Below are 23,018 nucleotides of genomic sequence, written 5' to 3'. Positions count from 1 at the left end.
ACTGCGGGCGCATCAGATGTAATATAATATTTAAAAGAGACTGGCAATCAGTATAAAACCTGAGAGCTTCGCGTATAAACGCATTACTGTCTGTGATAGCGTCGCTACAGGTAAAAATAAAAGAAGGCCTGGCGCGGATGATGTTGTAGATTTGCAATACTGGCGGCAACTGCTTTCATGCGTTTTTTATGTCGGAGGCATGAAGTTTACCCTTGAATAAACTTCATGCCTGAATGCACGTGGATTTGTTAGCGTTGCGCAATTAATCGCTTATATCACTCACCTTCTTATTCAACAAGCGGGAAGCCCGCCAGTAAATCAACAGCATGAGTCCCATCACAATGGTCAGCGTAATGCTGGTCGCCGCGCCAAACGGCCAGTCGCGAATATTCAGGAACTGTACCTTAATGACGTTACCAATCAGCAGGTTTTTCGCGCCACCCATTAAATCGGAGACGTAGAACAGGCCCATTGCCGGTAGCATCACGAGCAGGCAACCGGCGACAATGCCCGGCATGGTTAATGGAATAATGATGCGGATGAACGTTTGCATTTTACTGGCGCCGAGATCGCGTGCGGCCTCCAGTAGTGGTTTGTCGAGCTTCTCAATGCTGGAGTAGAGCGGCATGACCATAAACGGCAGCAAAATGTAAACCAGGCCGATAATAACGGCGCTCGGGGTGAACATGATGCGAATCGGTGTATCAATCACGCCCAGCCACAGCAGGAATTCATTGAGATAGCCTTTAGTGCTCAGGAATATTTTCAGCCCATAGATGCGGATCAGTGAGTTGGTCCAGAAAGGAACGATCAGCAAAAACAGCAATAACGGACGTATCTTTTCCGGTAACTTCGCCAGGAACCAGGCAAAAGGATAGCCCAGCACCAGGCAGGAGAGGGTGGCGATCAGCGCCATATTCAGAGAGTGCAGGAGCACTTCAAAATAGAGCGGATCGAGCAGGCGTGCGTAGTTATCCAGCGTAAAGACCATCTTGACGAAACTGGCGTCGTCACGGGTCAGAAAGCTGGTGCCAATGATCATCAGGTTGGGCAGAAAAACAAACAACACAAGCCAACCGACGATAGTGACAATCACTACATTCTGGAATTTACTTGTGTTCTTCATCAGCCAGTACGACCTCCCAGCTTTCTACCCAACTAATGGCCATTTTTTGGTCAAGTGAATGGTCGAAGTCAGGATCGTCTTCGTTGAAGAATTCGCTGACCATCACCATTTTGCCATTTTCCAGTTCAACCACCGACTCCAGCGTCATACCTTTATAATTGCGCTCGCGCACGTAGCCGATAAGCCCTTCGATGTGGTTATCATCGTTGATCTCTTCGACGCGTAGATCTTCCGGTCGCAGCAGGACGTTCAGTTTTTGGCCTGGTTCGACAGCGAAATTGACGTATATATTGCACTCCCGACCTTCTACGCTGGCGCGGACGCGCTGTTCATCAAGCCGTTCAATGACGGTTGCGTCAAAGCGGTTAATTTCGCCGATAAAACCGGCGACAAACAGGTTTTTTGGCTCTTCATAGATTTCACGCGGCGTGCCGTCTTGCTCAATCACGCCATTACGCATTACCACGATACGATCGGACATGGTGAGCGCTTCTTCCTGATCGTGAGTGACAAAAACAAACGTGATACCGAGTTTACGCTGTAATGCTTTAAGCTCGTTCTGCATTTGTTTGCGCAATTTATAGTCCAGCGCGGAGAGCGATTCATCCAGTAATAACAGGCGAGGTTTATTCACCACCGCGCGAGCGATAGCCACACGCTGCTGCTGTCCGCCAGAAAGCTGGTGCGGTTTACGTTGTGCAAACTCTTCAAGCTGCACCATACGCAGCGCATCGGTCACGCGGGGCGCTATCTCGGCGGCTGGCGTTTTTTGCATTCGTAAGCCAAACGCGACATTTTCAAACACCGTCATATGCGGAAATAAAGCGTAGCTTTGAAATACGGTATTTACATAACGATTTTCGGCGGGAACGTGGGTGATATCCTGGTTATCCAACATGATATGCCCGGCATCAACGGTTTCCAGGCCGGCAATCAGGCGAAGAACGGTTGTTTTACCGCAGCCGGAAGGGCCAAGCAGCGTGAGGAATTCGCCATTGTTAATGGTCAAATCCAGTTGCGAAATGACCTCTTTGCCATCGAAACTTTTGCTAATTCCAGACAAAAGCACCAGCGGTGAAAGCGAACGCGGTTGATTATTCAATTTCTTACTCTGTCCCATGTAAACGCAACGGATGGCTGACCGCTGCGGGGTTTGTGGTTAACCACCTTAATCACTCTTAATGAGGGCGGTCATTCTACGGCAAACCACTGTAATCGCCAATCCTTGTTGCGAATTACTGACTTAGCTTTATAGTCAGAAAGCGTGTCAAAGTGAAATATTCTTGTTTGCAGGGATAAAAGTGACCTGACGCAATATTTGTCTTTTCTTGCTTATTAATAATGTTGTCACGAAAAGTGAGGGTGACTGCATGGATAAACTACTTGAGCGTTTTTTACACTACGTATCGCTGGATACCCAATCAAAGTCGGGTGTTCGGCAGGTTCCCAGCACTGAGGGGCAGTGGAAGTTACTACGTTTGCTCAAACAGCAGCTCGAAGAGATGGGGCTGGTTAACATTACATTAAGTGAAAAAGGGACGTTGATGGCGACGCTCCCGGCCAATGTTGAGGGGGATATTCCCGCCATTGGTTTTATCTCCCATGTGGATACCTCTCCGGATTTCAGCGGTAAAAACGTTAACCCGCAGATTGTCGAGAATTATCGCGGCGGCGATATAGCATTAGGGATTGGCGATGAGGTGTTGTCACCCGTGATGTTCCCGGTACTGCATCAATTACTGGGACAGACGCTGATTACTACCGATGGTAAGACATTGCTGGGCGCGGACGATAAAGCCGGCGTTGCGGAGATCATGACCGCGCTGGCGGTGCTGAAAGGTAATCCTATTCCCCACGGCGACATTAAAGTGGCGTTTACGCCTGACGAAGAGGTAGGGAAAGGCGCGAAGCACTTCGATGTTGGGGCCTTTGGCGCGCAGTGGGCCTATACGGTCGACGGCGGCGGCGTGGGCGAACTGGAGTTTGAAAACTTCAATGCCGCCTCGGTGAATATCAAAATCGTCGGCAATAACGTGCATCCCGGTACGGCGAAAGGCGTGATGGTCAATGCGCTGTCGTTGGCGGCGAGGATTCACGCGGAAGTGCCGGCGGATGAAGCGCCTGAAACCACCGAAGGTTACGAAGGGTTTTATCATCTGGCCAGCATGAAAGGCACCGTTGACCGGGCCGAAATGCACTACATCATTCGCGATTTCGACCGTAAGCAGTTTGAAGCGCGTAAACGCAAAATGATGGAGATTGCCAAAAAAGTCGGTAAGGGGCTGCATCCGGACTGCTATATCGAACTGGTGATTGAAGACAGTTATTACAATATGCGCGAAAAAGTGGTTGAGCATTCGCATATTCTCGATATCGCCCAGCAGGCCATGCGCGACTGTCATATTACGCCGGAGATGAAACCGATTCGCGGCGGTACAGATGGGGCGCAACTGTCGTTTATGGGCTTGCCGTGTCCTAATCTCTTTACCGGCGGATATAACTATCATGGTAAACATGAGTTTGTGACGCTGGAGGGGATGGAAAAAGCGGTACAGGTGATTGTGCGTATCGCGGAGCTGACGGCGAAGCGCGGCCAGTAGCGAATGTTACGCATTGTGGTGAAGCGTTTTATTATTTATGGCGGGATATTTTCCGCCATAAATTTTTCTGCCTGGAGCGCCGAATATACGCCTTCCTGGTCCCAGCGCCAGCAACAATCTGCAGCATGTTTTATGACCGGCGATGAAACCTGCATGACGTTTATTGATGATGCGGTGAGGCTGGCCTCGCGGCAATATGGCAAACGCTCAATACAGCTTGTTCGTAGCCTGCTATTACAAAGCGATATTTATCAATGGCTGGGTAAACCTGAATTAACGCCGCAAATGCTGCTGCGAGCGCGGGCAATCATGAAAACATTTCCGGCGGGCACTTATCCGGGCGATCGGGCCGATATGTTTGAACACCTTGCGGCCTTTAATGTTTACAGTGACGATCGCCATATAGAGTATTCATCTACAGAGCAGTGGCGATACGAGATCAAGGTTGATTACCGTCAGCGGATAGCCTGGCAAGAGCAGGCATTAACGTGGCGTCTTAAAGACAAAAAGGCATCGACGGAAGCATTGGTTTATACCTTAAACAGGATGCGCGACGCTTATTCTGATGCGCTGGAAGAGCGGGATGTCGAATGTGATAGTGCGCGTAAAGCCTATTATTTGGCGAAGATAGACGCAACGGAGCGGCAGTGGCTGAACGTTATTTTACGGGATAAAACCTGGGATAATCGTGAGCGCGTCGCCTCTTTTTTGCAGCAGAAAGCGGATATTGCTTATAATGCAGGGCATATTAGCGAGGCGATTAATGTGCTAAGTCAGGCGCTAAAAATTGAGCAAACGCTTTATGGCGCCGAATTCGGCGAAATGACGGTTGACAGCAATAATCTTGCTGGCTTTTATGCACAGGGCCATCATTATAAGGAAGCGAAAGATCTCTACCTTAAACTTATCGCGTATTACCAGAGCCGTTTAACGCCAATGGCGACGGTAATATCACGATTACGCTTTTATTTGCCCGAAAACATCGACCTGGACAGTACCTCCCTCTATCTCCCATTGCTGGAAGAATATAAACGTCGGCAGTCCGACGTATCCATGGTGTTGTATGGTATTTCGCTGCTTTATCAGAATAATCAACAGCTTGAACAAGCAAAAGACTTTGCGGAACGCGCCTTTACGCTTGATGCCGTAGCTTATCCAGCAAAGATGCAGTATGAACGATTACAGCAACTGGCTAATATTGCCGAAGGTCTTGGCGATAACGTACTGGCGCGGCGCTATCGGCAAATGTCATTTCGCCATCGAATGGCCCACTCGATTTATCCGGGCGATCCGCAATATAACGATTTCGCCAAACCTGGCGGCGATCGTTGTGGATAGTTTGCGTCAGCCCGGCGGTCGCCGGGCATTGCGATGTTCTTATCCTTCGAAGAACCAATACCCGCTATTCACCAGCGCCGCCAGCATCGCGAGGAAGGACGGGTCTTCCAGCGCATCGCCGAAGTTTTCAGCGGTCAGTGCAATATGACTGGCGAGCGCCTCCAGAGCGGGGCGATGCGGAGAGTCTATTTTTTCGCCATTCGCATAGACCTCATCGCCGATACGCAATACGCGAAGCCCGCCGAGACGTACTAATACCTCGCCTTGCTTTAAGGCATCGTAAATTTCATCAGGCTGATACGGCGGCTCCGGCGGCGCAATATCCAGTTCGTGGCGTGACTGAGAGAGAAACTCGCCAAGCCACTGTTGGAAATGCGCGGGTTGATTGATCAAATCGAGCATCATATTACGCAGTTTATCCATCTCCTGCGGCAGGATATCCGCCGGATGCTTGCGGGACGGCATATCCGGATCGCTGTAGTATGTATTGCCCAACTCCCGTTGCAGGACGTAATCGGCAAAACCGCTGATCAGCTCACGGCTATTGGGCGCGCGAAAACCGACCGAATAGTTCATGGCGTTTTCCAGCGCATAGCCTTCATGCGGGAATCCTGGCGGAATATACAGAATGTCGCCCGGCTCCAGCTCTTCATCAATAATGGCCTCGAACGGATCGACTTGTAACAGGTCGGGATGTGGGCAGTGCTGACGCATTTGCAGCTTTTCGCCCACGCGCCAGCGACGGCGACCGGTTCCCTGGATAATAAACACATCATACTGATCCAGATGCGGGCCAACGCCGCCGCCGGGAACGGAAAAGGAGATCATCAGATCGTCGATACGCCAGTCCGGCAGAGCGCGGAACGGGCGCATCAAGGCGGCGGTGGGTTCATGCCAGTGGTTTACCGCCTGTACCAGCAGCGACCAGTTGCTCTCACCCAGATGATCGTAGCTTTCGAAAGGGCCATGGCTGACCTGCCATTTGCCATCCTGATGGCTAACGAGTCGGCTGTCGATTTCGCTTTCCATCGCCAGCCCCGCCAGCTCATCCGGCGAGAGCGGATCGATAAAGTTGCTAAACCCACGTTTTAAGACCACCGGGCGTTTTTGCCAGTGGCGTTCAAGAAAGTCGGGCCAGTTAAGAGTTAATTGGTATTCCATGTTAAGTATCCGCAGGCTGGTATCTGACACCGATTATAACGGATGCTTAACGAGATGCGTGGAAGAACGCGCAGAAATGTTTATTCCTCTTTCTGTGTGGGATGCTGTCGGCCAAAAACGACCTCCATACGGGCGCCGCCGAGCAGACTGTCGCTGGCAATGATCTGCCCGGCGTATTGTTCCGTAATCTCGCGCGTGACAGCCAGCCCCACGCCTTGTCCTGGTCGTAGGGTATCGGCGCGCTGACCGCGATCAAACACCAGGGAACGTTTGCTGTGGGGAATGCCTGGGCCGTCATCTTCGACGAAAATATGCAAATGATCGTCGGTCTGGCGAGCCGAAATCTCGACAAACTCCAGGCAATATTTACAAGCGTTGTCCAGTACGTTGCCCATTACTTCGACAAAGTCGTTTTGCTCGCCGACAAAACTGATCTCTGGTGAAATATCCATACTGATATTCACCCCTTTACGCTGATAAACTTTATTGAGCGCGGAGATCAGGTTATCTAACAACGGCGCGACGGGATGCAGTTCGCGGCTTAACAATACGCCGCTACCGCGCATACTGGCGCGATGCAGATAATAGCCGATCTGCTGGGAAATCCGGCTGATCTGTTCCAGCATCACCGGTTCAGCTTTGCTGACGCTCATCTTTTCGTTGCGTAAAGAGCGTAACGTACTCTGCAAAACCGCGAGCGGCGTTTTTAAACTGTGCGTCAGGTCGGTCAGGGTCGTGCGGTATTTGTTATAACGTTCACGCTCGCTTTTGAGCAGTTGATTAAGGTTGCGCACAAGGCTGGTCAGCTCACGCGTCGTCTCCGGATTGAGCATTTCGCGGTGATGATCTTCAAGCTCGCGGACTTCCCGCGCCAGCGCCTCGATAGGGCGTAAGCTCCACCAGGCGGCGATCCACAGTAAAGGAATGACTAACAGTAAATTGGCGGCCAGCACGTATACGAACCAGCTCCACACCATATAGGAGCGTTTTAGTTCTATCGGAATGGTATCGACCACCACGATGGTTAACTGCGGCATCCGCGCCGTGGCAGGATAAATATTTACCGCTACCGAGTGGGTCATCTCGGCATCATCGTCATCTTCACGTACTTCTTTGAGTTTTTCCTGCGCGGAATGATCCTCGCTCAACAGCGTGCTGGTGGCGTCTACGTTGGTTTCAATTTCATGGAAGCCGTTCGTTTTTAACCATTCCGGTTGAATGCTTTTAATCAGCCAGGGGATGTTGCGCTGCGTCCATAATAATTTGCCCGTTTCATCGTAAATCAGCGTCATGGTCGGGCTTTGCATGTCCAGATTTTCAGGCAGTTCAACGCTGATTTTATTATTTTCCCATTTGGCGAGGGTATAAAACAGGTTGCTTTCGCCGCGCAGCAGACGAAAGGTGGTTTTATCAAAACTTACGCTATAGCCGACCAGCGCCACTATGCCATATGCCAGAGAAAGCACCAGCACGACGCCGGCTGTCGCCAGCAAAAAACGAACCCGCAGCGACAGCGGCAGAAAATGGCGAGCAAATTTATTCATTATCGCAGTTCAAAAAGATATCCTTGTCCGCGTACGGTGGTAATGACATCGTGCGGATACTGGGCCTGTATTTTTTTCCGCAGACGCCCCATGAGAACATCAATGGTATGACTTTCCCGCAGTTCCGCATCCGGATACAGTTGAAGCATCAGCGAATCCTTGCTAACCACTTTACCGTTGTTACGGATAAGCGTTTCCATAATGGTGTATTCGAACGCCGTGAGTTTGATGACCTCTTCATTGACGGATAATTCCCGGCGTGAGAGATCCACCTGGAAAGGCGGGATGTTGATCACCTGGGAGGCCAGACCGCTATTACGGCGCATTAACGCCTGCATACGCGCCATTACCTCTTCGATGTGGAATGGCTTCGTCACGTAGTCATCTGCCCCGGAGCTGAGAACCTCGACTTTATCCTGCCAGCCTTCGCGCGCGGTTAACACCAGAACCGGCAGTGAAACATCACTGCTGCGCCAGCGGCGTATTAAGGAAAGGCCGTCTTCATCCGGCAGACCTAAATCGACAATAGCGATATCCGGAAGGTGTTCATTAAGGTAGTAATCAGCTTCCCTGGCATCTTCTGCGGCATCGACCTGGTGACCTGAATCCTGGAGCTGAACCTTCAGGTGGTGGCGTAATAATGCATTATCCTCTACAACCAGTACGCGCATCATCTCTTCTCCCTTGTGTTAACAATAAGAACAGTCTAGCGTTGATTATGGTGCTTTGGGGATAAACAGTTAATAAACCAGACAAATAGTCACCCTCTTTCTGAAGAAAAGAGGGTGAGGCAGGCATTATTTAAGTTCGTCGACCAGAGTCACCGCGCGACCGATATAATTTGCCGGCGTCATGGCTTTAAGGCGCGTTTTTTCTGCTTCCGGCAGGGCCAGACTATCAATAAACTGTTTCATTCCTTCGGCATCGACACGCTTGCCACGGGTCAACTCTTTCAGTTTTTCATATGGTTTTTCAATACCATAGCGGCGCATGACGGTCTGGATCGGCTCGGCTAATACTTCCCAGTTGTGATCCAGTTCGTCAAGCAGATGATCGCGGTTTACTTCCAGCTTGCTGACGCCCTTCAGGGTGGACTGATAAGCGATAAGCGCATAGCCGATGCCGACACCCAGGTTACGCAGGACGGTTGAGTCGGTCAGATCGCGCTGCCAGCGGGAAACCGGCAGTTTGTTTGCCAGATGGTGCAACACTGCATTAGACAGACCGAGGTTGCCTTCTGAGTTTTCAAAGTCAATGGGGTTAACTTTATGCGGCATGGTAGAAGAACCGATCTCCCCGGCGATGGTTTTCTGTTTGAAATGGTTCAACGCAATATAGCCCCAGACATCGCGATCGAAATCGATCAGGATGGTGTTAAAGCGCGCGATACAGTCAAACAGTTCCGCAATATAATCATGCGGTTCAATCTGGGTGGTGTAAGGGTTCCACTGGATGCCCAGCGAGGTGACGAACTCTTCGCTGAACTGATGCCAGTCAACTTCCGGATAGGCGGCGATATGCGCGTTATAGTTGCCTACGGCGCCGTTGATTTTACCGAGGATCTCCACCTGGTTGAGCTGGCGGAACTGACGCTCCATACGATACGCCACGTTCGCCATCTCTTTACCCAGAGTGGAAGGCGTTGCCGGCTGGCCGTGGGTGCGGGAGAGCAGAGGAATGTCGCGATACTGCGTGGCGAGATCTTTAACCGCGTTAATCACCTGACGCCAGTAAGGCAGGATCACTTCATCGCGCGCGGTTTTGAGCATTAACGCGTGCGACAGGTTGTTAATGTCCTCAGAAGTGCAGGCAAAGTGGATAAATTCGGAAACGTCATGTAGCGCCGGGATCGCGGCGACTTTTTCTTTCAGAAAATACTCAACCGCTTTCACATCGTGATTCGTGGTGCGCTCAATGGTTTTAATGCGCGCGGCATCTTCTTCATTGAAGTTTGCCACAAGCGTATCCAGGTAACCGTTTGCGTCGGCAGCAAAAGCAGGAACTTCCTTGATCGCTGCGTGCGCGGCTAATTTCTGCAGCCAACGTACTTCGACTTGTACACGAAATTTCAGCAAACCGTATTCGCTAAAAATTCCGCGCAGCGCGCTGACTTTATCGCCGTAGCGTCCATCGACAGGGGAAACGGCGGTCAGTGAGGATAATTCCATAGATCATAACTCCGGGGTTAAATGAGCAAGAATTTGTTTTGCCTGAGTCGTCAGGCGATGACGAGAAAACATAAGTTGTAGGCGACCACCGCCTACCTGATGCCAGAGCACGGCTGCACGGATGCCTGCCAGTAGCGAGGCGCGGACTTTGGCCTGCACCTGCGGACTTTGCAGAACGGCCGGGGAGCCCGTCACCTGAATGCGCGGGCCCAATGGGCTAATCACATCCACGTAGATGCCCGCCATGGCGCTCATTAACGTGTCTGACTGTAAATCAAAATGATCAAGCTGGCGCTGCAGGCCGTTAATGCGATCGCCTAACGTATTCAATGCGCCTTTGGCGGATGACAGCTTGCGCTCCAGCACCATCAGGCTAAGCGTATAACGCGTCAGTTCGGCGTTAAGTCCTTGTCGGCTGCTGGCATTCAGCACGCCGAGCAGTGTTTCCAGACCAAGACGCAGGTTAGCTTCGCTGCCGCCGAACACGCCCAGAGTAGAACTGGGATTCATATCAATGACACTGTTGAGTGAAACGTGCAACGCGTCGGCATCACAGTGCCCCTGGTGCGCCAGTTGTTGCACCAGGCGTGCCGACTGGCAAATGCCAGACAGCGCGAGGGTGATGTCATAATAATTCTTTGCCACAATCACTGCTTCCTTGTATCAAATAAAATACACTTCATCTTTTAAGCCGCTTTGAGGCGACTTGAATGGTGTTGTGTATTGAATAATCAGACCGTCAGCGGCAGTCGCTGCTCGATAATGCCGCCGCCCAGGCAGACTTCGCCGCTGTAAAAGACAGCGGACTGGCCCGGCGTAACGGCGGCAACCGGCTCGTCAAAAATGACCTCGATACGATCGTCATCCAGCGCGTTAATCGTGCACGGAATATCGGTCTGGCGGTAGCGGGTTTTTACCGTACAGCGCAGGGTGCCGGTGAACGGTTCGCGATCGACCCAATGTAGCTGCTGGGCGATGAGGCCTACCGACATCAGACGTGGGTGCTCATGCCCCTGGGCGACAATTAACACATTGTTTTCAACGTCTTTATCCACCACATACCAGGGGTCTTCGCTACCGTCTTTGGTGCCGCCGATTCCCAGCCCTTTACGCTGACCGAGCGTATGATACATCAGACCCTGATGCTCGCCGATTTCATCGCCGTCAACGGTAATGATTTTCCCCGGCTGCGCAGGCAGATAGCGCCCTAAAAAGTCGCGGAATTTGCGCTCGCCGATAAAGCAGATACCGGTAGAATCTTTTTTCTTTGCGGTTACCAGCCCCAGATCTTCGGCGATTTTACGCACCTGCGGTTTTTCCAGCTCGCCAACCGGGAACAGACTTTGCGCAATCTGCTCATGGCCAAGCGTATAGAGGAAGTAGCTCTGATCTTTGTTACCGTCGAGCCCGCGCAACAACCGGCTTTTGCCGTTTACATCCGCGCGACGGACGTAGTGACCGGTGGCGATATAGTCGGCGCCTAAATCTTCTGCGGCAAATTCAAGGAAGGCTTTAAATTTGATCTCTTTATTGCACAGAATATCCGGATTCGGCGTACGGCCCGCTTTGTACTCTTCAAGGAACAGTTCAAAGACGTTATCCCAATATTCTGCGGCAAAATTAACGGTATGCAGTTCAATGCCAAGCTTGTCGCACACGGCCTGCGCGTCAGCCAGATCGGCTGCCGCGGTACAGTATTCCTCACCATCGTCCTCTTCCCAGTTCTTCATGAACAGGCCTTCTACCTGATAACCCTGTTGTTGCAACAGCCAGGCGGAAACGGAGGAGTCGACACCGCCGGACATGCCGACGATCACTTTTTTTGGGCTTTCTGACATTGGAATACTCGCGACATTGAACTTCAAGGCGGCGTATTCTACCACGCAGCCCTTTACTTGACACCCTCTGTAAACGGCCAGTTAAATTCGCCCACTATAGATAAGGGGTAACATTGTCCCGTTTGATAACTGCGAATGCTTTCAGCCACCAGCGGAGAACGTAAATTCGGCGCGTTCAGAATCTCGTCGGCGCTCACCCAATGGCAGCAATCGATGTCATTGTCATGGGGGTTGGTCGCGCAAATATGATCAAGCTTGATAGCGAATAAAAAGCGCAGGAACGGGGTTTTATCCGGCGCAATCCACTGATGCATACGGATAAAATACTGTGGTTGCGCCGTGATGCCAGTCTCTTCCCACAGTTCTCGCGCGGCGGCCTGCGCCAGCGTTTCATCTGCCTCCAGGTGTCCGGCAGGTTGATTCCATAACGATTTACCGTTGATGGTCTCTTCCACCACCAGAAATTTATCTTCGGCATGTACGATGCAGGCAACGGTCACGTGCGGCTTGAACATAGGCATCCTTATTACAGCGGTTTATCAATGTGGTCATAGATCGCGTCAAGCTGTTTCAGACGCTCGTTATAAGCTTTTGTCAGGCAGGTGACGTCGGCCTTGCACTGCTGACGCTGTTTAAGCCAGCTCTGCTGGGCGTCCTGCAGGGCGCCGCGACTGCCCATCGCGAACAACCCTTTCAGAAACTGATATTTGGTGTGCATTTCCACGTCTTTATCATTCAGCGTCAGGTGCGCGCAGATAGCCTTTTCATCCGCAGCCTGCGCTTTCTGGCAGTCGAAGCTGGCCGCATTGACGGATAACGGTGTTAATAAAGCAAAAGCAATGAGAAGCCGTTTCATCTGTCTTTCTCCTGTGCGATCTCGCGCCACTGTCCATTATCGAGGCCGTTGAGCGTGTAGTCGCCCATGCTGTAACGAATTAATCGTAGAGTGGGATGACCGACATGCGCTGTCATGCGTCTTACCTGCCGGTTGCGGCCTTCATATAAGGTGACTTTTAGCCAACTGGTGGGAATATTCTTCCGTTCGCGAATCGGCGGGGTGCGCGGCCACAGCCAGTCAGGCTCCGCGACAATCTCAATACCGGCAGGCAGGGTAGGGCCATCGTTGAGCGTGACGCCAGTACGAAGCGCCTGCAGCGCTGCATTATCCGGGATGCCTTCTACCTGAACATAGTAAATCTTGCCGGTGCGTTTGCCCGGTTGCGTGAGGCGCGCCTGCAGCGCGCCGTCATTAGTCAGCACCAAAAGCCCTTCGCTGTCGCGGTCCAGGCGGCCTGCGGCATAAACGCCTTGCACAGGAATAAAATCTTTTAACGTGCGGCGACCTGCTTCATCCGTGAACTGCGGCAACACATCGTAAGGTTTATTGAACAAAACCACGCGTTTTGGCTGGTTTTCTTTCCGTGATTTAGATGCTTGTCGTGAGCTGAATCGCTTAACGTAGTGATTTCTAAAAGAAGTTTTTTGCATGGTGTTTTCAGAACTTATTAATTGCCGCATTATAGCGCAATAATGAGTGTCTTTCATGGCGGCAAACAATAGGGTAGTATTGACATGCTCATTACAAAACATTAACAAAAAATTGCTCTAACGCAGTCGTGCAGCAGGACGCCATTGCACATGCAGCGCGATGACAGACGAGCAAACCAGAAGCGCTCGAAGGAGAGGTGAATGGAAAGCAAAGTAGTTGTTCCGGTGGAAGGTAAGAAGATCACCCTGCAAAACGGCAAACTCAACGTTCCTGAGAATCCGATTATCCCGTTTATTGAAGGCGATGGTATCGGTGTTGATGTCACTCCAGCCATGCTTAAAGTGGTCGATGCCGCCGTCGAGAAAGCCTATAAAGGCGAGCGTAAAATTTCCTGGATGGAAATTTACACCGGAGAAAAATCCACACAGGTTTACGGCCAGGATGTCTGGCTTCCCGCTGAAACCCTTGATTTAATTCGTGATTACCGCGTAGCGATTAAAGGTCCGTTGACCACGCCGGTTGGCGGCGGTATCCGCTCTCTGAACGTTGCCCTGCGTCAGGAGCTTGACCTGTACGTTTGTCTGCGTCCCGTTCGTTACTATCAGGGCACGCCAAGTCCGGTGAAACATCCGGAGCTGACCGATATGGTCATCTTCCGTGAAAACTCTGAAGATATCTACGCCGGAATTGAATGGAAAGCTGACTCTGCAGACGCTGAGAAAGTGATCAAGTTCCTGCGCGAAGAGATGGGCGTGAAGAAAATTCGCTTCCCGGAGCACTGCGGTATCGGTATCAAACCGTGTTCTGAAGAAGGCACTAAACGTCTGGTTCGCGCGGCGATTGAATACGCTATTACCAACGATCGCGATTCCGTTACGCTGGTACATAAAGGCAATATCATGAAGTTCACCGAAGGCGCGTTTAAAGACTGGGGCTACCAGTTGGCGCGCGACGAGTTCGGCGGTGAGCTTATTGACGGCGGTCCGTGGCTGAAAATTAAGAACCCGAACACGGGTAAAGAGATCGTGATTAAAGACGTTATCGCCGATGCGTTCCTGCAACAGATCCTGTTGCGTCCGGCGGAGTACGACGTTATCGCCTGTATGAACCTGAACGGTGACTATATTTCCGATGCCCTGGCGGCTCAGGTTGGCGGTATCGGTATTGCACCGGGTGCGAATATCGGCGACGAATGCGCGTTGTTTGAAGCGACTCACGGGACTGCGCCGAAATATGCGGGCCAGGATAAAGTCAACCCAGGCTCCATTATTCTGTCTGCGGAGATGATGCTGCGCCACATGCAGTGGTTCGAAGCCGCAGACCTGATTGTTAAAGGTATGGAAGGCGCGATTGCCGCGAAGACCGTGACCTATGACTTTGAACGCCTGATGGAAGGCGCTAAGCTGCTGAAATGTAGTGAGTTTGGCGACGCGATTATCGAAAACATGTAATCCAGTTTTTGGGTTAAACAAGAACGGGAGCCGAAGGGTTCCCGTTTTTATTACCTTCTTAAAGTTCTTCCCCAAAACTTTCCCCAAAACGTTTCCCCAAAACCCTTATGATTTCACCCTGTTTTTGTGTTGACGATCACCCAATCTTTTCCTCTGTCATCATTATATTTGTCTGTCATTTTTCTTGATTTATGGCCGAGTAATTTTTGCGTGTCGACACCTTGTTCTCTGTACAAGCGTTCTGATAATGATCTCTGTTCGTGAAAAGTGGGTGGGGATCCCTTATCCCATTTCAGTCCACTTCTGTCACGTGCTTTTTTGAATGTTGAAGTTAAAGAACTGGTTGAAACCTGATCACCGCGGTTTGCTTGTGAGGTGGTATGTCTGAAATGCACAAGATATTTACTGATGACTGCATCCCGGCATTTAGATACAACGTCCCGAAGAGTTAAACCCAGGGCTTCACATTTCAAGTCCAATGGTATCGCTAAACGCGATCCTGTTTTTTCCTGTTCGACATGGAGCATATCGTCCCATATGTCTTTAAACTTCATGTTACAGATATCGCCCAAACGCTGACCTGTTATTATCGCGAGCAACATTCCACACTGGAGGTACGGTTCTTGCTTTTCGGCAGCTTCATAAATAGTTTTCCACTCTTCCAGAGAAAGACGCTGACGAGTGACTCTGTTTCTCGGCTGCTTGGTCGCCAGGGCAGGGTTATAGCCTGGAGGGACATGACCGTTATGTTGCGCTTCTTTGAATACATCAATCAAAACCATGCGAACAACTTGCGCCATACGATTATGGCCTTCAGCCTTAACTGCATCCGTTATCTCAGAGATATCCAATGCGGAAATATCTTTCAAATATTGCATACCGCAATGTTCGCGAAATAACCTGACTGGTTTTGCTTTCTGTCGATAAGAATTAGGTCTGAGTTCACGGTGTTTTAACCGTTCGTCCTGAATTTCAATATACTTATCAATCCACTCAGTGACAGTAATGTCCGTTCTTCTGCCTTTCATTCTGGCAAGACGGTCGTTAACACTAAGAACCTGCCTGGTTCTTTGTTCTGCAATGATCGTGTTCGCTTCGGATGCAACCTTTTTAGCTTCCACTTCATCAGTACCCAAGCTGTGAAAGCGTCCGGAAACAGGATGTTTATATTGCCAATAAATCTTGCCCGTCCGCTTATCTAGCTTGCAGTATAGATTCGGAATTGAAATTTTGTGAGAACGTGGTCTAGCAGCCATCTGCAATAATCCGTTGTAATCTTGGACTGGCGTTTGCCGGAATTTTCGGTTCGGCAAGCGTACCAACAAATCGAGCATTACGGTCTACCATCCAGTAACGACCTACTTTAACAGCTGGAGGTATCATCATTTTGCCTTTAGCGTATTTCTTAAGGATACGCTCACTTGGTGCTTGCGCTCCGAACTCCTCATTGGCCCAGTCGAGTAAGGAGATCATTCGTGACATTTATTTTTCTCCACAAAGCCCGGCTGCACCCGGGCTGTAACATCAAATATCAGTGCTGGTGGTCGGTATTGATATCAGCCGCCTTCAACGCGCTCCCACCAACGTCTTGATCTGATTGCCTTCACTACAGACTCTTTATCTTTTTATGCAGCACATTGGCGTAGCTCCATCAGTTCATTAAAGCGGGCCATAAACAGGCCGAAAGCCTGACTGGGGCGAAGTGGGTAGATTTCGAATAAATCTGTCGGGGGGATACCTTCCAGTATTACCCAGGGAATACTGTCATCAATATCCAGATCGCGGCGTTCAGTTGCCAGCATGGTCAGATCTGCATACTTCACTACGCTGGCTTCTTCCAGTGGCAAGCCAAACTTAAAGCGGATCAGTTGATCGGTACGTTTCTCAATCTCGCGATAATCAGGCAGTAACGCTTTTAATGGGGCAGGGATATCCTGGCAATACGCTTCGGCTGCGTCGTGCATCAGGGCTTCAAAGGCAAACTCCGGTGATACAAGCTGGCTGCACAGTACGGAATGCTGCGCCACGCTATAAAACTCAGGGAGATGTCCGGAGAAGCGGCAAATATTGGAAAGCGCCACGGCGATATCTTCAATATCAATGTCGTCAATAGTTGCGCTGAGATAATCAAATTGTTTACCTGAAAGTGTTTGAATAAAACTCATCGTTGGTTCTCCTTATAATTTATTTCGCGCTGCACCGCGTGAATTTTGGTTGTGCGAATCCCTCGCCGAGTGGCGATAATTAACAGAATTACGCTTCAATAAATCCCCGCGGCGCCGGGGATTTAATGCAGAGCAATTACGCTTTAAAGTTACCGATGAACGTTTCTACTGATTCACCGTCGAATTTGCTGATCAGCAGGTCGCGGAATTCATTGGCGATCGCTTCTTCCTGCGCTTCCAGTTGTACGATACGCAGAACAAAGCGAGGTTCATCACCGGTCAGCAGGCTGTTGCGGAGGCTGAACACACGTTCACCGAGACCCTCATACGGAACACATTTGAACTCAAAAGCCACCGGCATAACGTCTTTGCTGCTGGCCTCAATGCTTTGCATAAGGGATTTCTTACCGCTGAAATCGCCATCTTCATGATCCTGCTGGGTTGCCTGTTGGATCGTAATGCGGCGAACAGCCTGGGCAGCCTGTGAAATCTGCATTGTGTTACCGTCAGCATCGAACGCCAGGAGATAATCGCTCCAGTCTTCAAGCCATTCGGCGATCTGTTTTTGTTTCAGGCGTTCCCCGTTGATCTGGAGCAGGGCGCGGAATGGTGCAGTCTGTTTCAGCGTGATAGAAGCAACGTTGTCTGCATGACCGGGGTTATCCAGCGTACCAATATTGAAAACTGAGCGAGCTGTCATATGGTCAGCATCAATAAAGCAGCGTGCTTTTTCGGTTGCACTGGCATAGCCCTTTGAATAACGGACAAAGTCTTCAATGCTGGTGGTAGTCATGGCGCCGCGGAAGCGGAAACGCTCCAGAGCAAAGCGTTCGAGGCTTTCAACACCTGTCCCGGCAGGCAATAATGCTGTCGGGCAAGCCAGCCCCTGAATATCGTTCAGGTGATAGCCAGAAAGAACCAGGTCTTTTACCTGCTGAAAAGTGCCGCTGTCTAACTGAGACATAAAAATTCCTTATTAACTAATGATCGAAGTGGTGGCAGTGAATTGGTTAGCTGCGGTTCACTGAGCCGCTTTAAGCTTTCCGTCAGTAGTGCCTTTAATACTGAACAGTTGACCCTGATCTTCCTGCAGTATGGTGAGCTTTCCGCCCTTGTTAACCCACATTGGGGTTTCTGTTGTGTCCTCTTCTGACGCTTTACCGCGTGGCGTCGGAGTGCTGTACTGCAGCTTGTGTTTAATTTTGACGCGCTTCTCTTCGACTGAATTTCCCATGCGCTCAAAATCAAAGGTGAGCACTACCTTGCCTTTATTGCCGTTATTCAGAACGCCTAATCCGACAGTATTCAGCGCTGCCGCGATTTTGTTCATGAACACGCCGGCATCCAGTTCGCCCAGAAAGTCGGGCACTACGGTCATGCGGTCATCATTCATCGTTAACCCCTCAAGATGGCGGTTGCCACCGCCAGTTGGTTTCTCCACAAAACAGAAAAGAGCACCTGCTGTAACAGCTTTCCGGGTGGATTGGGTAATGAGCCCGTCGCGCGGAGATGCTCTTTTCTGTTGTGTAAAAAGGCCGGCGTCACGGCAGAACACTGTCGCCTTCCTCCTGTTGTTGGAAGAGCCGGACGCCGACAAGACTTCACACAGCAATAACGTTGTGGTGCCGGGTGCCTCCCGGTATCTGGCGAAGGTTGCACGCCAGACGGGTGCTTAACTACAGAGGATCGACTATCAGCTTCAACCTTACCCGCGCGCGCTGAGCCGCATTCACCACAACGATAAGAGTTCTCTCTCTTACAGAAGCGCTTTACCGCGCGGAAAAACTCTTATCTGTTGCTCTCCTGAAAAAGCTGGCGGTTTCCGCTAACGTAATGGAACGGGCCGCCAGAATATCGCTTGCACTGGCTACAGGTATCTTCGGGCGGGGCACCGATGACCAGTCGGTACAACCCCTACGGTATTTACACTCCGACGCCGTGGGTTAAACGGCTCCGTGTTGTCGGCTGAGTTATCTGTTGCTGGTGGTCAACCCAGTTCCGCAACCCCTCCCGAAGACACCTGTCAGCGAATCATCCGGTCATTCGTATGCCACCGGCGGCTACTTCGTGGGCGTCCTGCCTGTTCGCTGCTCTATGAGTGCAAATTACATTTAATTTGCACATTGCGCAAGTAAAAAATTGCGATATATGCAATTTTGGGTCAAAAAAAAAGCCACCATAATGGTGGCCTTGTCGACGCTTTCTATTAATTGTGTCGTTTGAGTGACTGCGTCTGGCTTATCAGAACCTTGCCAAAAACGCCGAACCTGCACTCGTTGTCTTTGGTAATACTCCATTCCCTGTAGTTAGTGTTATCAGATATCACCAATAATTTATCGGGGATCATCTGCAGTCTTTTTACGTATATTTTATCATCAAAGCCAAAGACATAGATGCCATCACCATCGAACTGGTTGATGCTTATATCGACAAAAATAAGATCTCCCGGTTCAATTGTTGGCGCCATGCTGTCACCGCGCACGTTAATCACTTTAAGCTCAGCGGCAGGGCGCCCGCCAAACATAGCTAATGCTTTGTCCTTGTTATATTCGATAGCATGGATTACATCGATAACATCACCGCCCTGAATGAGTCCATTACCGGCGCTTGCACTGACATCCAGTATCTCGATACGGAACAAATCCTTCACGTTAGCTGAATCCTTCCTCATATCACTGTGTTTACATACAGTATTACCTTTTGAGTCTGAGGTAAAGAGTTCTGCTATATCAACACCTAAGCAGTCAGCCAGCCTAGAAAGTGTTTGTTCGGTGAATTGCTTTTGCTTGCCAGTCTCCAGACGAGAGATGTTTGCGGCATCCACGCCGATGGCTTCTGCTAGCTCAGCAATTTTCATGTTCTTCGCGCGGCGAAGTTGTCTGACACGGTTTCCTATATTCATGCGTTCATTACATTAATTTTTTGCGCATTGTGCAAATCAACTTGCGCAAGTTTGCTGTATGAAATAACATGCGACATACGCAAAAGAAGGAGGTTTTATGCAATCACCATTGAGAAAATTGCGGAAATCGCATGGTTATACGTTACAGCACGTCGCTAAAGGGGTTCAGGTTGATCCTGCAACATTAAGCCGGGTTGAAAGATGCGAGCAGGCTCCTTCAACAGAGCTTGCTGAGCGCCTGGCTCAATTTTACGCCGGAGAAATTAGCGAGATGCAAATTTTGTATCCAAACAGATATCAGCTTAGTGATTCGGCGATTTGACCGCTACCACAGCAGAAGGAGTAGATCCGTGGGACATGAACCTGAATGGAAAGTTGAAAAGCAGCCCCGCTGGCTGGTGGCTGCGATTAAAAAGACGATTTCCAGTCTGCATGGCGGTTATGAAGAAGCTGCGGAATGGCTGGATGTCACCAAAGATGCTCTGTTTAACCGCCTGCGTACTGGTGGTGATCAGATCTTCCCGATTGGGTGGGCGCTGGTACTGCAACGTGCCGGAGGAACCTATCACCTGGCACATTCAGTAGCCAGGGCATCAGGTGGCGTTTTTGTTCCGCTGGCAGATATGGAAGAAGTGGATAACGCAGATATTAATCAGCGCCTGCTGGAAGCGATTGAGCAGATCACCAGTTATTCCCAGCAAATCAGGGTAGCTATCGAAGATGGCGTTATTGAGCCACATGAAAAAGCCGTGATTGATGAGGAGTTGTATCAGGCGATCGCAAAGCTGCAACAGCATTCGACACTGGTATACAGAGTTTTTTGCGCGCCAGAAAAGGGTGACGCCCGCGAGTGTGCAGCTCCGGGCGCCGTGGCGTCAAATTTTATGGAGAAAACCAACGCATGAACAGTTTAACGGTAAATAACCGTTTGTCGCAACAACCGGGGATGTATGAGTACCGGCCGTTGCGTCATGAATGCAGATTACCAAATAGCCTGGTCGTGCGTAACCACAGGGAACACAGCCTGACCGTGGGGGATGACTCGTGCAGGAACTTAACCGCTGGTTTCGTGATGGAAGGGGTCTTTATGTCCATGTCATTCGCTGGGAACCAGAAACTGAGCGCGTTATCTATCTGCGCAAGGGCTATCCGCATGAGTGTTTTAGCCCTTTGTGGAAATTCAGGCGTGATTTTGTTGAGTGTGAAGCGCCAGGAACACATTGATTCTGCAATTCCGGGACGTTACACTGTTCAGGCACCTCATAAAGCGGGTGCCGGGATTGGCGTCCTGGAATTGCATACGGCGACAATGGGCGCGTTAGCGTCTTTTTTGTTGCTACAGCTCAGCTATACCCAAATTATGGTGGGCTGGGTGGGGGCACCGAAAGGTGCGCCGGTTTCCGTATGCGCCGGTTACGCCAACCCTGCTCAGTTCACCACCAGCGAAATTGGCGTTTCCGGTGGTGGAAGTTATCCATTGCATACGGAGGCTGCCATCATGGCTACGATCCCTGCCTTAGTACAACCTGAACTTTGCATTATTGCAGGCAAAGTTGTTACTTCTTCTCTGGCTGTTGCTAGTTATTTCGGCAAACAACACAAAAATGTCATTCAAAAAATTGCGTCTCTTGAATGCTCTGCCGAATTTACTGAGCTGAATTTTCAGCTCAGTGAGTACATCGACGCATCAGGCCGCAAACTACCTTGCTATCAAATAACCCGCGACGGCTTTGCTTTCCTTGCTATGGGCTTTACGGGCAAACGCGCCGCCCAATTCAAAGAGGCATACATCAATGCCTTTAACCAGATGGAGAAACAACTTTCAACTCCATCGGGGCTGAGCGATGCAGCACATAATGCCAGCGTTCTATATTCCTACATTTCATCCATTCATCAGGTCTGGTTACAGCAGCTTTATCCCATGCTGGAAAAAGCGGAATCTCCGCTGGCTGTCAGCCTGTACGACCGCATCAATGACGCTGCGGCGCTTGCGAGCCTTATCAATATGACACTGAACCGTTCAGAGGTAAGGGGGCGCAAATGATCCGGAATATTTTTAAACGGTTCACCAGCCAACGTTTTCATTGCCCTCGTCCAGGACAGTGGTACAGCACACCAGAAGGGTACGTTCTACGTATTAGCCTGGTCGATCGCGAATGTCAGAAGGTTGTCTGTGAGCCTCTTGGGCGTAATTACCTCGTCAACATGCCTCTTATTGCCTTTCGTTCCGGCAAAAACATGAAGCATCTCGGAGGTGCTGCATGAGCACTAAATTAACAGGCTATGTATGGGATGCCTGTGCAGCTTCGGGAATGAAATTATCCAGTGTGGCTATCATGGCTCGTCTGGCTGATTTCAGCAATGACGAAGGGGTCTGCTGGCCATCCATTGAGACAATTTCTCGTCAGCTTGGGGCCGGGGTAAGTACAGTCAGAACGGCGATAGCAAAACTGGAAGCTGACGGCTGGTTATCACGTAAAGCCAGACGTCAGGGAAACCGTAATGCCTCCAATGTTTATCAGCTAAATGTGGCAAAGCTGCAGGCGGCTGCATTTGCTCACCTGTCAGATCCTGACCAGTCAAAATCTGACCCATCAGAATCTGACGCATCAAAATCTGACCCATCAAAATCTGACCCATCAAAATCTGACCCGTCGAAATCTGGCAAAAACGGCGGTTTTGACCCGTCAGAATCTGGCGGGGATCCGTCAGTAAAATCAAAACAAGATCCACAAGTTAATAAAACCCCTTCTTGTCCGGACGCTTCGCAACCGGACCAGCAGATGACAGACCAGGAGTTTTTAACCCGTCATCCGGATGCCGCTGTGTTGAGCCCTAAAAAGCGTCAGTGGGGAACGCAGGACGATTTGACCTGTGCTCAGTGGATCTGGAAAAAAATCATCGCCCTGTATGAACAGGCCGCGGAGAGTGACGGCGAGCTGGTTCGTCCGAAGGAACCTAACTGGACCGTCTGGGCAAATGAAATTCGCCTGATGTGTGCTCAGGACGGGCGTACCCACAAACAGATCTGCGAAATGTACAGCCGGGTCAGCCGTGATCCGTTCTGGTGCCGTAACATTCTCAGCCCCTCAAAGCTCCGGGAAAAGTGGGATGAATTGTCACTGCGTTTGTCCGCACCCATCGGCGGACGTTTCGAAAACCGTGAAGATCCGATGTTCAAATCCAGCTACGGGAATGTGGATTACAGCCAGATCCCGACAGGGTTCAGGGGGTGA

25 protein-coding genes and 1 pseudogene are annotated in these 23,018 nt (G+C 50.4%); 9 read left to right on the top strand and 17 right to left on the bottom strand.

The features are described 5' to 3' along the window. Window positions 1-262 precede the first annotated feature (262 nt). Window positions 263-1,126, bottom strand: coding sequence for a spermidine/putrescine ABC transporter permease PotB (potB, locus tag ABVM99_RS03070; RefSeq protein ID WP_000799391.1), 864 nt, complete (start codon window positions 1,124-1,126; stop codon window positions 263-265). After that, on the bottom strand, window positions 1,110-2,246 hold the full coding sequence (gene potA / locus ABVM99_RS03065; RefSeq protein WP_000531607.1) for a spermidine/putrescine ABC transporter ATP-binding protein PotA: 1,137 nt from the start codon (window positions 2,244-2,246) through the stop codon (window positions 1,110-1,112). Before potA ends, potB begins: the two co-directional genes overlap by 17 nt. Window positions 2,247-2,496: 250 nt before the next feature. Here potA and pepT point away from each other — a divergent pair, with 250 nt between their 5' ends. Then, the gene (gene pepT / locus ABVM99_RS03060; protein WP_052938204.1) at window positions 2,497-3,726 is read left to right on the top strand and encodes a peptidase T; all 1,230 of its coding nucleotides are present in this window, start codon (window positions 2,497-2,499) and stop codon (window positions 3,724-3,726) included. A gap of 3 nt (window positions 3,727-3,729) precedes the next feature. Continuing rightward, window positions 3,730-5,064, top strand: coding sequence for a hypothetical protein (locus tag ABVM99_RS03055; protein ID WP_052938203.1), 1,335 nt, complete (start codon window positions 3,730-3,732; stop codon window positions 5,062-5,064). Between the two features lie 39 nt (window positions 5,065-5,103). Here the strand turns inward: ABVM99_RS03055 and roxA are convergent, their stop codons facing one another. From roxA to rluE, 9 genes are all read right to left on the bottom strand, one after another. Further along, the gene (gene roxA, locus ABVM99_RS03050) at window positions 5,104-6,225 is read right to left on the bottom strand and encodes a [50S ribosomal protein L16]-arginine 3-hydroxylase (protein WP_000456514.1); all 1,122 of its coding nucleotides are present in this window, start codon (window positions 6,223-6,225) and stop codon (window positions 5,104-5,106) included. 80 nt (window positions 6,226-6,305) lie between these two features. Continuing rightward, window positions 6,306-7,769, bottom strand: a complete 1,464-nt coding sequence (gene phoQ / locus ABVM99_RS03045) for a two-component system sensor histidine kinase PhoQ (protein WP_023195416.1) — start codon at window positions 7,767-7,769, stop codon at window positions 6,306-6,308. After that, window positions 7,769-8,440, bottom strand: a complete 672-nt coding sequence (gene phoP / locus ABVM99_RS03040; protein WP_001537766.1) for a two-component system response regulator PhoP — start codon at window positions 8,438-8,440, stop codon at window positions 7,769-7,771. The genes phoQ and phoP overlap by 1 nt, the downstream gene beginning before the upstream one ends. Window positions 8,441-8,566: 126 nt before the next feature. Next, window positions 8,567-9,937, bottom strand: a complete 1,371-nt coding sequence (gene purB / locus ABVM99_RS03035) for an adenylosuccinate lyase (RefSeq protein WP_000423763.1) — start codon at window positions 9,935-9,937, stop codon at window positions 8,567-8,569. Window positions 9,938-9,940: 3 nt separating this feature from the next. Continuing rightward, a complete protein-coding gene (gene hflD, locus ABVM99_RS03030; RefSeq protein WP_001519653.1) occupies window positions 9,941-10,582 on the bottom strand; it encodes a high frequency lysogenization protein HflD in 642 nt (213 codons plus the stop codon). Window positions 10,583-10,668: 86 nt separating this feature from the next. Next, window positions 10,669-11,775, bottom strand: a complete 1,107-nt coding sequence (gene mnmA / locus ABVM99_RS03025) for a tRNA 2-thiouridine(34) synthase MnmA (protein ID WP_000004540.1) — start codon at window positions 11,773-11,775, stop codon at window positions 10,669-10,671. A 53-nt stretch (window positions 11,776-11,828) separates the two neighbouring features. Beyond that, window positions 11,829-12,290, bottom strand: a complete 462-nt coding sequence (locus ABVM99_RS03020; RefSeq protein ID WP_000476071.1) for an NUDIX hydrolase — start codon at window positions 12,288-12,290, stop codon at window positions 11,829-11,831. Between the two features lie 11 nt (window positions 12,291-12,301). Beyond that, window positions 12,302-12,631, bottom strand: coding sequence for a lysozyme inhibitor LprI family protein (locus tag ABVM99_RS03015; protein WP_000825956.1), 330 nt, complete (start codon window positions 12,629-12,631; stop codon window positions 12,302-12,304). After that, window positions 12,628-13,293, bottom strand: coding sequence for a 23S rRNA pseudouridine(2457) synthase RluE (gene rluE, locus ABVM99_RS03010; RefSeq protein ID WP_001249412.1), 666 nt, complete (start codon window positions 13,291-13,293; stop codon window positions 12,628-12,630). The genes ABVM99_RS03015 and rluE overlap by 4 nt, the downstream gene beginning before the upstream one ends. Window positions 13,294-13,464: 171 nt before the next feature. Here rluE and icd point away from each other — a divergent pair, with 171 nt between their 5' ends. Beyond that, entirely contained in the window at window positions 13,465-14,715 is a 1,251-nt protein-coding gene (gene icd / locus ABVM99_RS03005) for an NADP-dependent isocitrate dehydrogenase (RefSeq protein ID WP_023195415.1), read from the top strand. A gap of 113 nt (window positions 14,716-14,828) precedes the next feature. Here the strand turns inward: icd and ABVM99_RS03000 are convergent, their stop codons facing one another. The 6 genes from ABVM99_RS03000 to ABVM99_RS02975 all read right to left on the bottom strand — a co-directional run bounded on the left by ABVM99_RS03000 (window position 14,829) and on the right by ABVM99_RS02975 (window position 19,782). Then, window positions 14,829-15,971, bottom strand: a complete 1,143-nt coding sequence (locus ABVM99_RS03000) for a site-specific integrase (RefSeq protein ID WP_000741325.1) — start codon at window positions 15,969-15,971, stop codon at window positions 14,829-14,831. Continuing rightward, on the bottom strand, window positions 15,961-16,197 hold the full coding sequence (locus ABVM99_RS02995) for an excisionase (RefSeq protein WP_000089142.1): 237 nt from the start codon (window positions 16,195-16,197) through the stop codon (window positions 15,961-15,963). The genes ABVM99_RS03000 and ABVM99_RS02995 overlap by 11 nt, the downstream gene beginning before the upstream one ends. 143 nt (window positions 16,198-16,340) lie before the next feature. Further along, window positions 16,341-16,880, bottom strand: a complete 540-nt coding sequence (locus tag ABVM99_RS02990; protein ID WP_000008352.1) for a hypothetical protein — start codon at window positions 16,878-16,880, stop codon at window positions 16,341-16,343. A 136-nt stretch (window positions 16,881-17,016) separates the two neighbouring features. Next, a complete protein-coding gene (locus ABVM99_RS02985) occupies window positions 17,017-17,844 on the bottom strand; it encodes a YfdQ family protein (protein WP_023195414.1) in 828 nt (275 codons plus the stop codon). Between the two features lie 57 nt (window positions 17,845-17,901). Next, on the bottom strand, window positions 17,902-18,273 hold the full coding sequence (locus ABVM99_RS02980) for a hypothetical protein (protein ID WP_000997190.1): 372 nt from the start codon (window positions 18,271-18,273) through the stop codon (window positions 17,902-17,904). A gap of 813 nt (window positions 18,274-19,086) precedes the next feature. Beyond that, window positions 19,087-19,782 carry a helix-turn-helix transcriptional regulator gene (locus tag ABVM99_RS02975; protein ID WP_001020640.1) on the bottom strand — a complete coding sequence of 232 codons (696 nt, stop codon included), beginning with the start codon at window positions 19,780-19,782 and terminating at the stop codon, window positions 19,087-19,089. 97 nt (window positions 19,783-19,879) lie between these two features. Here ABVM99_RS02975 and ABVM99_RS02970 point away from each other — a divergent pair, with 97 nt between their 5' ends. The 6 genes and pseudogenes from ABVM99_RS02970 to ABVM99_RS02945 all read left to right on the top strand — a co-directional run bounded on the left by ABVM99_RS02970 (window position 19,880) and on the right by ABVM99_RS02945 (window position 23,018). After that, the gene (locus tag ABVM99_RS02970; RefSeq protein WP_001191666.1) at window positions 19,880-20,104 is read left to right on the top strand and encodes a helix-turn-helix transcriptional regulator; all 225 of its coding nucleotides are present in this window, start codon (window positions 19,880-19,882) and stop codon (window positions 20,102-20,104) included. Window positions 20,105-20,132: 28 nt separating this feature from the next. Next, window positions 20,133-20,687, top strand: coding sequence for a YmfL family putative regulatory protein (locus ABVM99_RS02965; RefSeq protein ID WP_000509731.1), 555 nt, complete (start codon window positions 20,133-20,135; stop codon window positions 20,685-20,687). A gap of 139 nt (window positions 20,688-20,826) precedes the next feature. Beyond that, window positions 20,827-20,922: pseudogene (locus ABVM99_RS02960) on the top strand (DUF4222 domain-containing protein); the annotation flags it as partial. Beyond that, complete coding sequence (locus ABVM99_RS02955) at window positions 20,876-21,826, top strand: Rha family transcriptional regulator (RefSeq protein WP_327265649.1); 951 nt, start codon at window positions 20,876-20,878, stop codon at window positions 21,824-21,826. The pseudogene ABVM99_RS02960 and the gene ABVM99_RS02955, both read left to right, overlap by 47 nt. Further along, the gene (locus tag ABVM99_RS02950) at window positions 21,823-22,047 is read left to right on the top strand and encodes a hypothetical protein (RefSeq protein WP_024145495.1); all 225 of its coding nucleotides are present in this window, start codon (window positions 21,823-21,825) and stop codon (window positions 22,045-22,047) included. Before ABVM99_RS02955 ends, ABVM99_RS02950 begins: the two co-directional genes overlap by 4 nt. Then, window positions 22,044-23,018: a helix-turn-helix domain-containing protein gene (locus tag ABVM99_RS02945; protein ID WP_024160494.1), complete on the top strand. Its 975-nt coding sequence runs from the start codon at window positions 22,044-22,046 to the stop codon at window positions 23,016-23,018. The genes ABVM99_RS02950 and ABVM99_RS02945 overlap by 4 nt, the downstream gene beginning before the upstream one ends.

This window comes from Salmonella sp. SJTUF15591 (genome assembly GCF_043356435.1).
Taxonomy (GTDB): Bacteria; Pseudomonadota; Gammaproteobacteria; order Enterobacterales; family Enterobacteriaceae; genus Salmonella; species Salmonella enterica.
Note: the sequence above shows the minus strand (reverse complement) of the source record. Positions and strands in the feature narration are given on the sequence as shown.

What these genes read in the sequence shown, in the direction of transcription:
- potB (WP_000799391.1), bottom strand. Translation starts at nt 1,126, where the DNA reads ATGAAGAACACAAGTAAATTCCAGAATGTAGTGATTGTCACTATCGTC.
- potA (WP_000531607.1), bottom strand. Translation starts at nt 2,246, where the DNA reads ATGGGACAGAGTAAGAAATTGAATAATCAACCGCGTTCGCTTTCACCG.
- pepT (WP_052938204.1), top strand. Translation starts at nt 2,497, where the DNA reads ATGGATAAACTACTTGAGCGTTTTTTACACTACGTATCGCTGGATACC.
- ABVM99_RS03055 (WP_052938203.1), top strand. Translation starts at nt 3,730, where the DNA reads ATGTTACGCATTGTGGTGAAGCGTTTTATTATTTATGGCGGGATATTT.
- roxA (WP_000456514.1), bottom strand. Translation starts at nt 6,225, where the DNA reads ATGGAATACCAATTAACTCTTAACTGGCCCGACTTTCTTGAACGCCAC.
- phoQ (WP_023195416.1), bottom strand. Translation starts at nt 7,769, where the DNA reads ATGAATAAATTTGCTCGCCATTTTCTGCCGCTGTCGCTGCGGGTTCGT.
- phoP (WP_001537766.1), bottom strand. Translation starts at nt 8,440, where the DNA reads ATGCGCGTACTGGTTGTAGAGGATAATGCATTATTACGCCACCACCTG.
- purB (WP_000423763.1), bottom strand. Translation starts at nt 9,937, where the DNA reads ATGGAATTATCCTCACTGACCGCCGTTTCCCCTGTCGATGGACGCTAC.
- mnmA (WP_000004540.1), bottom strand. Translation starts at nt 11,775, where the DNA reads ATGTCAGAAAGCCCAAAAAAAGTGATCGTCGGCATGTCCGGCGGTGTC.
- ABVM99_RS03020 (WP_000476071.1), bottom strand. Translation starts at nt 12,290, where the DNA reads ATGTTCAAGCCGCACGTGACCGTTGCCTGCATCGTACATGCCGAAGAT.
- ABVM99_RS03015 (WP_000825956.1), bottom strand. Translation starts at nt 12,631, where the DNA reads ATGAAACGGCTTCTCATTGCTTTTGCTTTATTAACACCGTTATCCGTC.
- rluE (WP_001249412.1), bottom strand. Translation starts at nt 13,293, where the DNA reads ATGCGGCAATTAATAAGTTCTGAAAACACCATGCAAAAAACTTCTTTT.
- icd (WP_023195415.1), top strand. Translation starts at nt 13,465, where the DNA reads ATGGAAAGCAAAGTAGTTGTTCCGGTGGAAGGTAAGAAGATCACCCTG.
- ABVM99_RS03000 (WP_000741325.1), bottom strand. Translation starts at nt 15,971, where the DNA reads ATGGCTGCTAGACCACGTTCTCACAAAATTTCAATTCCGAATCTATAC.
- ABVM99_RS02995 (WP_000089142.1), bottom strand. Translation starts at nt 16,197, where the DNA reads ATGTCACGAATGATCTCCTTACTCGACTGGGCCAATGAGGAGTTCGGA.
- ABVM99_RS02990 (WP_000008352.1), bottom strand. Translation starts at nt 16,880, where the DNA reads ATGAGTTTTATTCAAACACTTTCAGGTAAACAATTTGATTATCTCAGC.
- ABVM99_RS02985 (WP_023195414.1), bottom strand. Translation starts at nt 17,844, where the DNA reads ATGTCTCAGTTAGACAGCGGCACTTTTCAGCAGGTAAAAGACCTGGTT.
- ABVM99_RS02980 (WP_000997190.1), bottom strand. Translation starts at nt 18,273, where the DNA reads ATGAATGATGACCGCATGACCGTAGTGCCCGACTTTCTGGGCGAACTG.
- ABVM99_RS02975 (WP_001020640.1), bottom strand. Translation starts at nt 19,782, where the DNA reads ATGAATATAGGAAACCGTGTCAGACAACTTCGCCGCGCGAAGAACATG.
- ABVM99_RS02970 (WP_001191666.1), top strand. Translation starts at nt 19,880, where the DNA reads ATGCAATCACCATTGAGAAAATTGCGGAAATCGCATGGTTATACGTTA.
- ABVM99_RS02955 (WP_327265649.1), top strand. Translation starts at nt 20,876, where the DNA reads ATGTCATTCGCTGGGAACCAGAAACTGAGCGCGTTATCTATCTGCGCA.
- ABVM99_RS02950 (WP_024145495.1), top strand. Translation starts at nt 21,823, where the DNA reads ATGATCCGGAATATTTTTAAACGGTTCACCAGCCAACGTTTTCATTGC.
- ABVM99_RS02945 (WP_024160494.1), top strand. Translation starts at nt 22,044, where the DNA reads ATGAGCACTAAATTAACAGGCTATGTATGGGATGCCTGTGCAGCTTCG.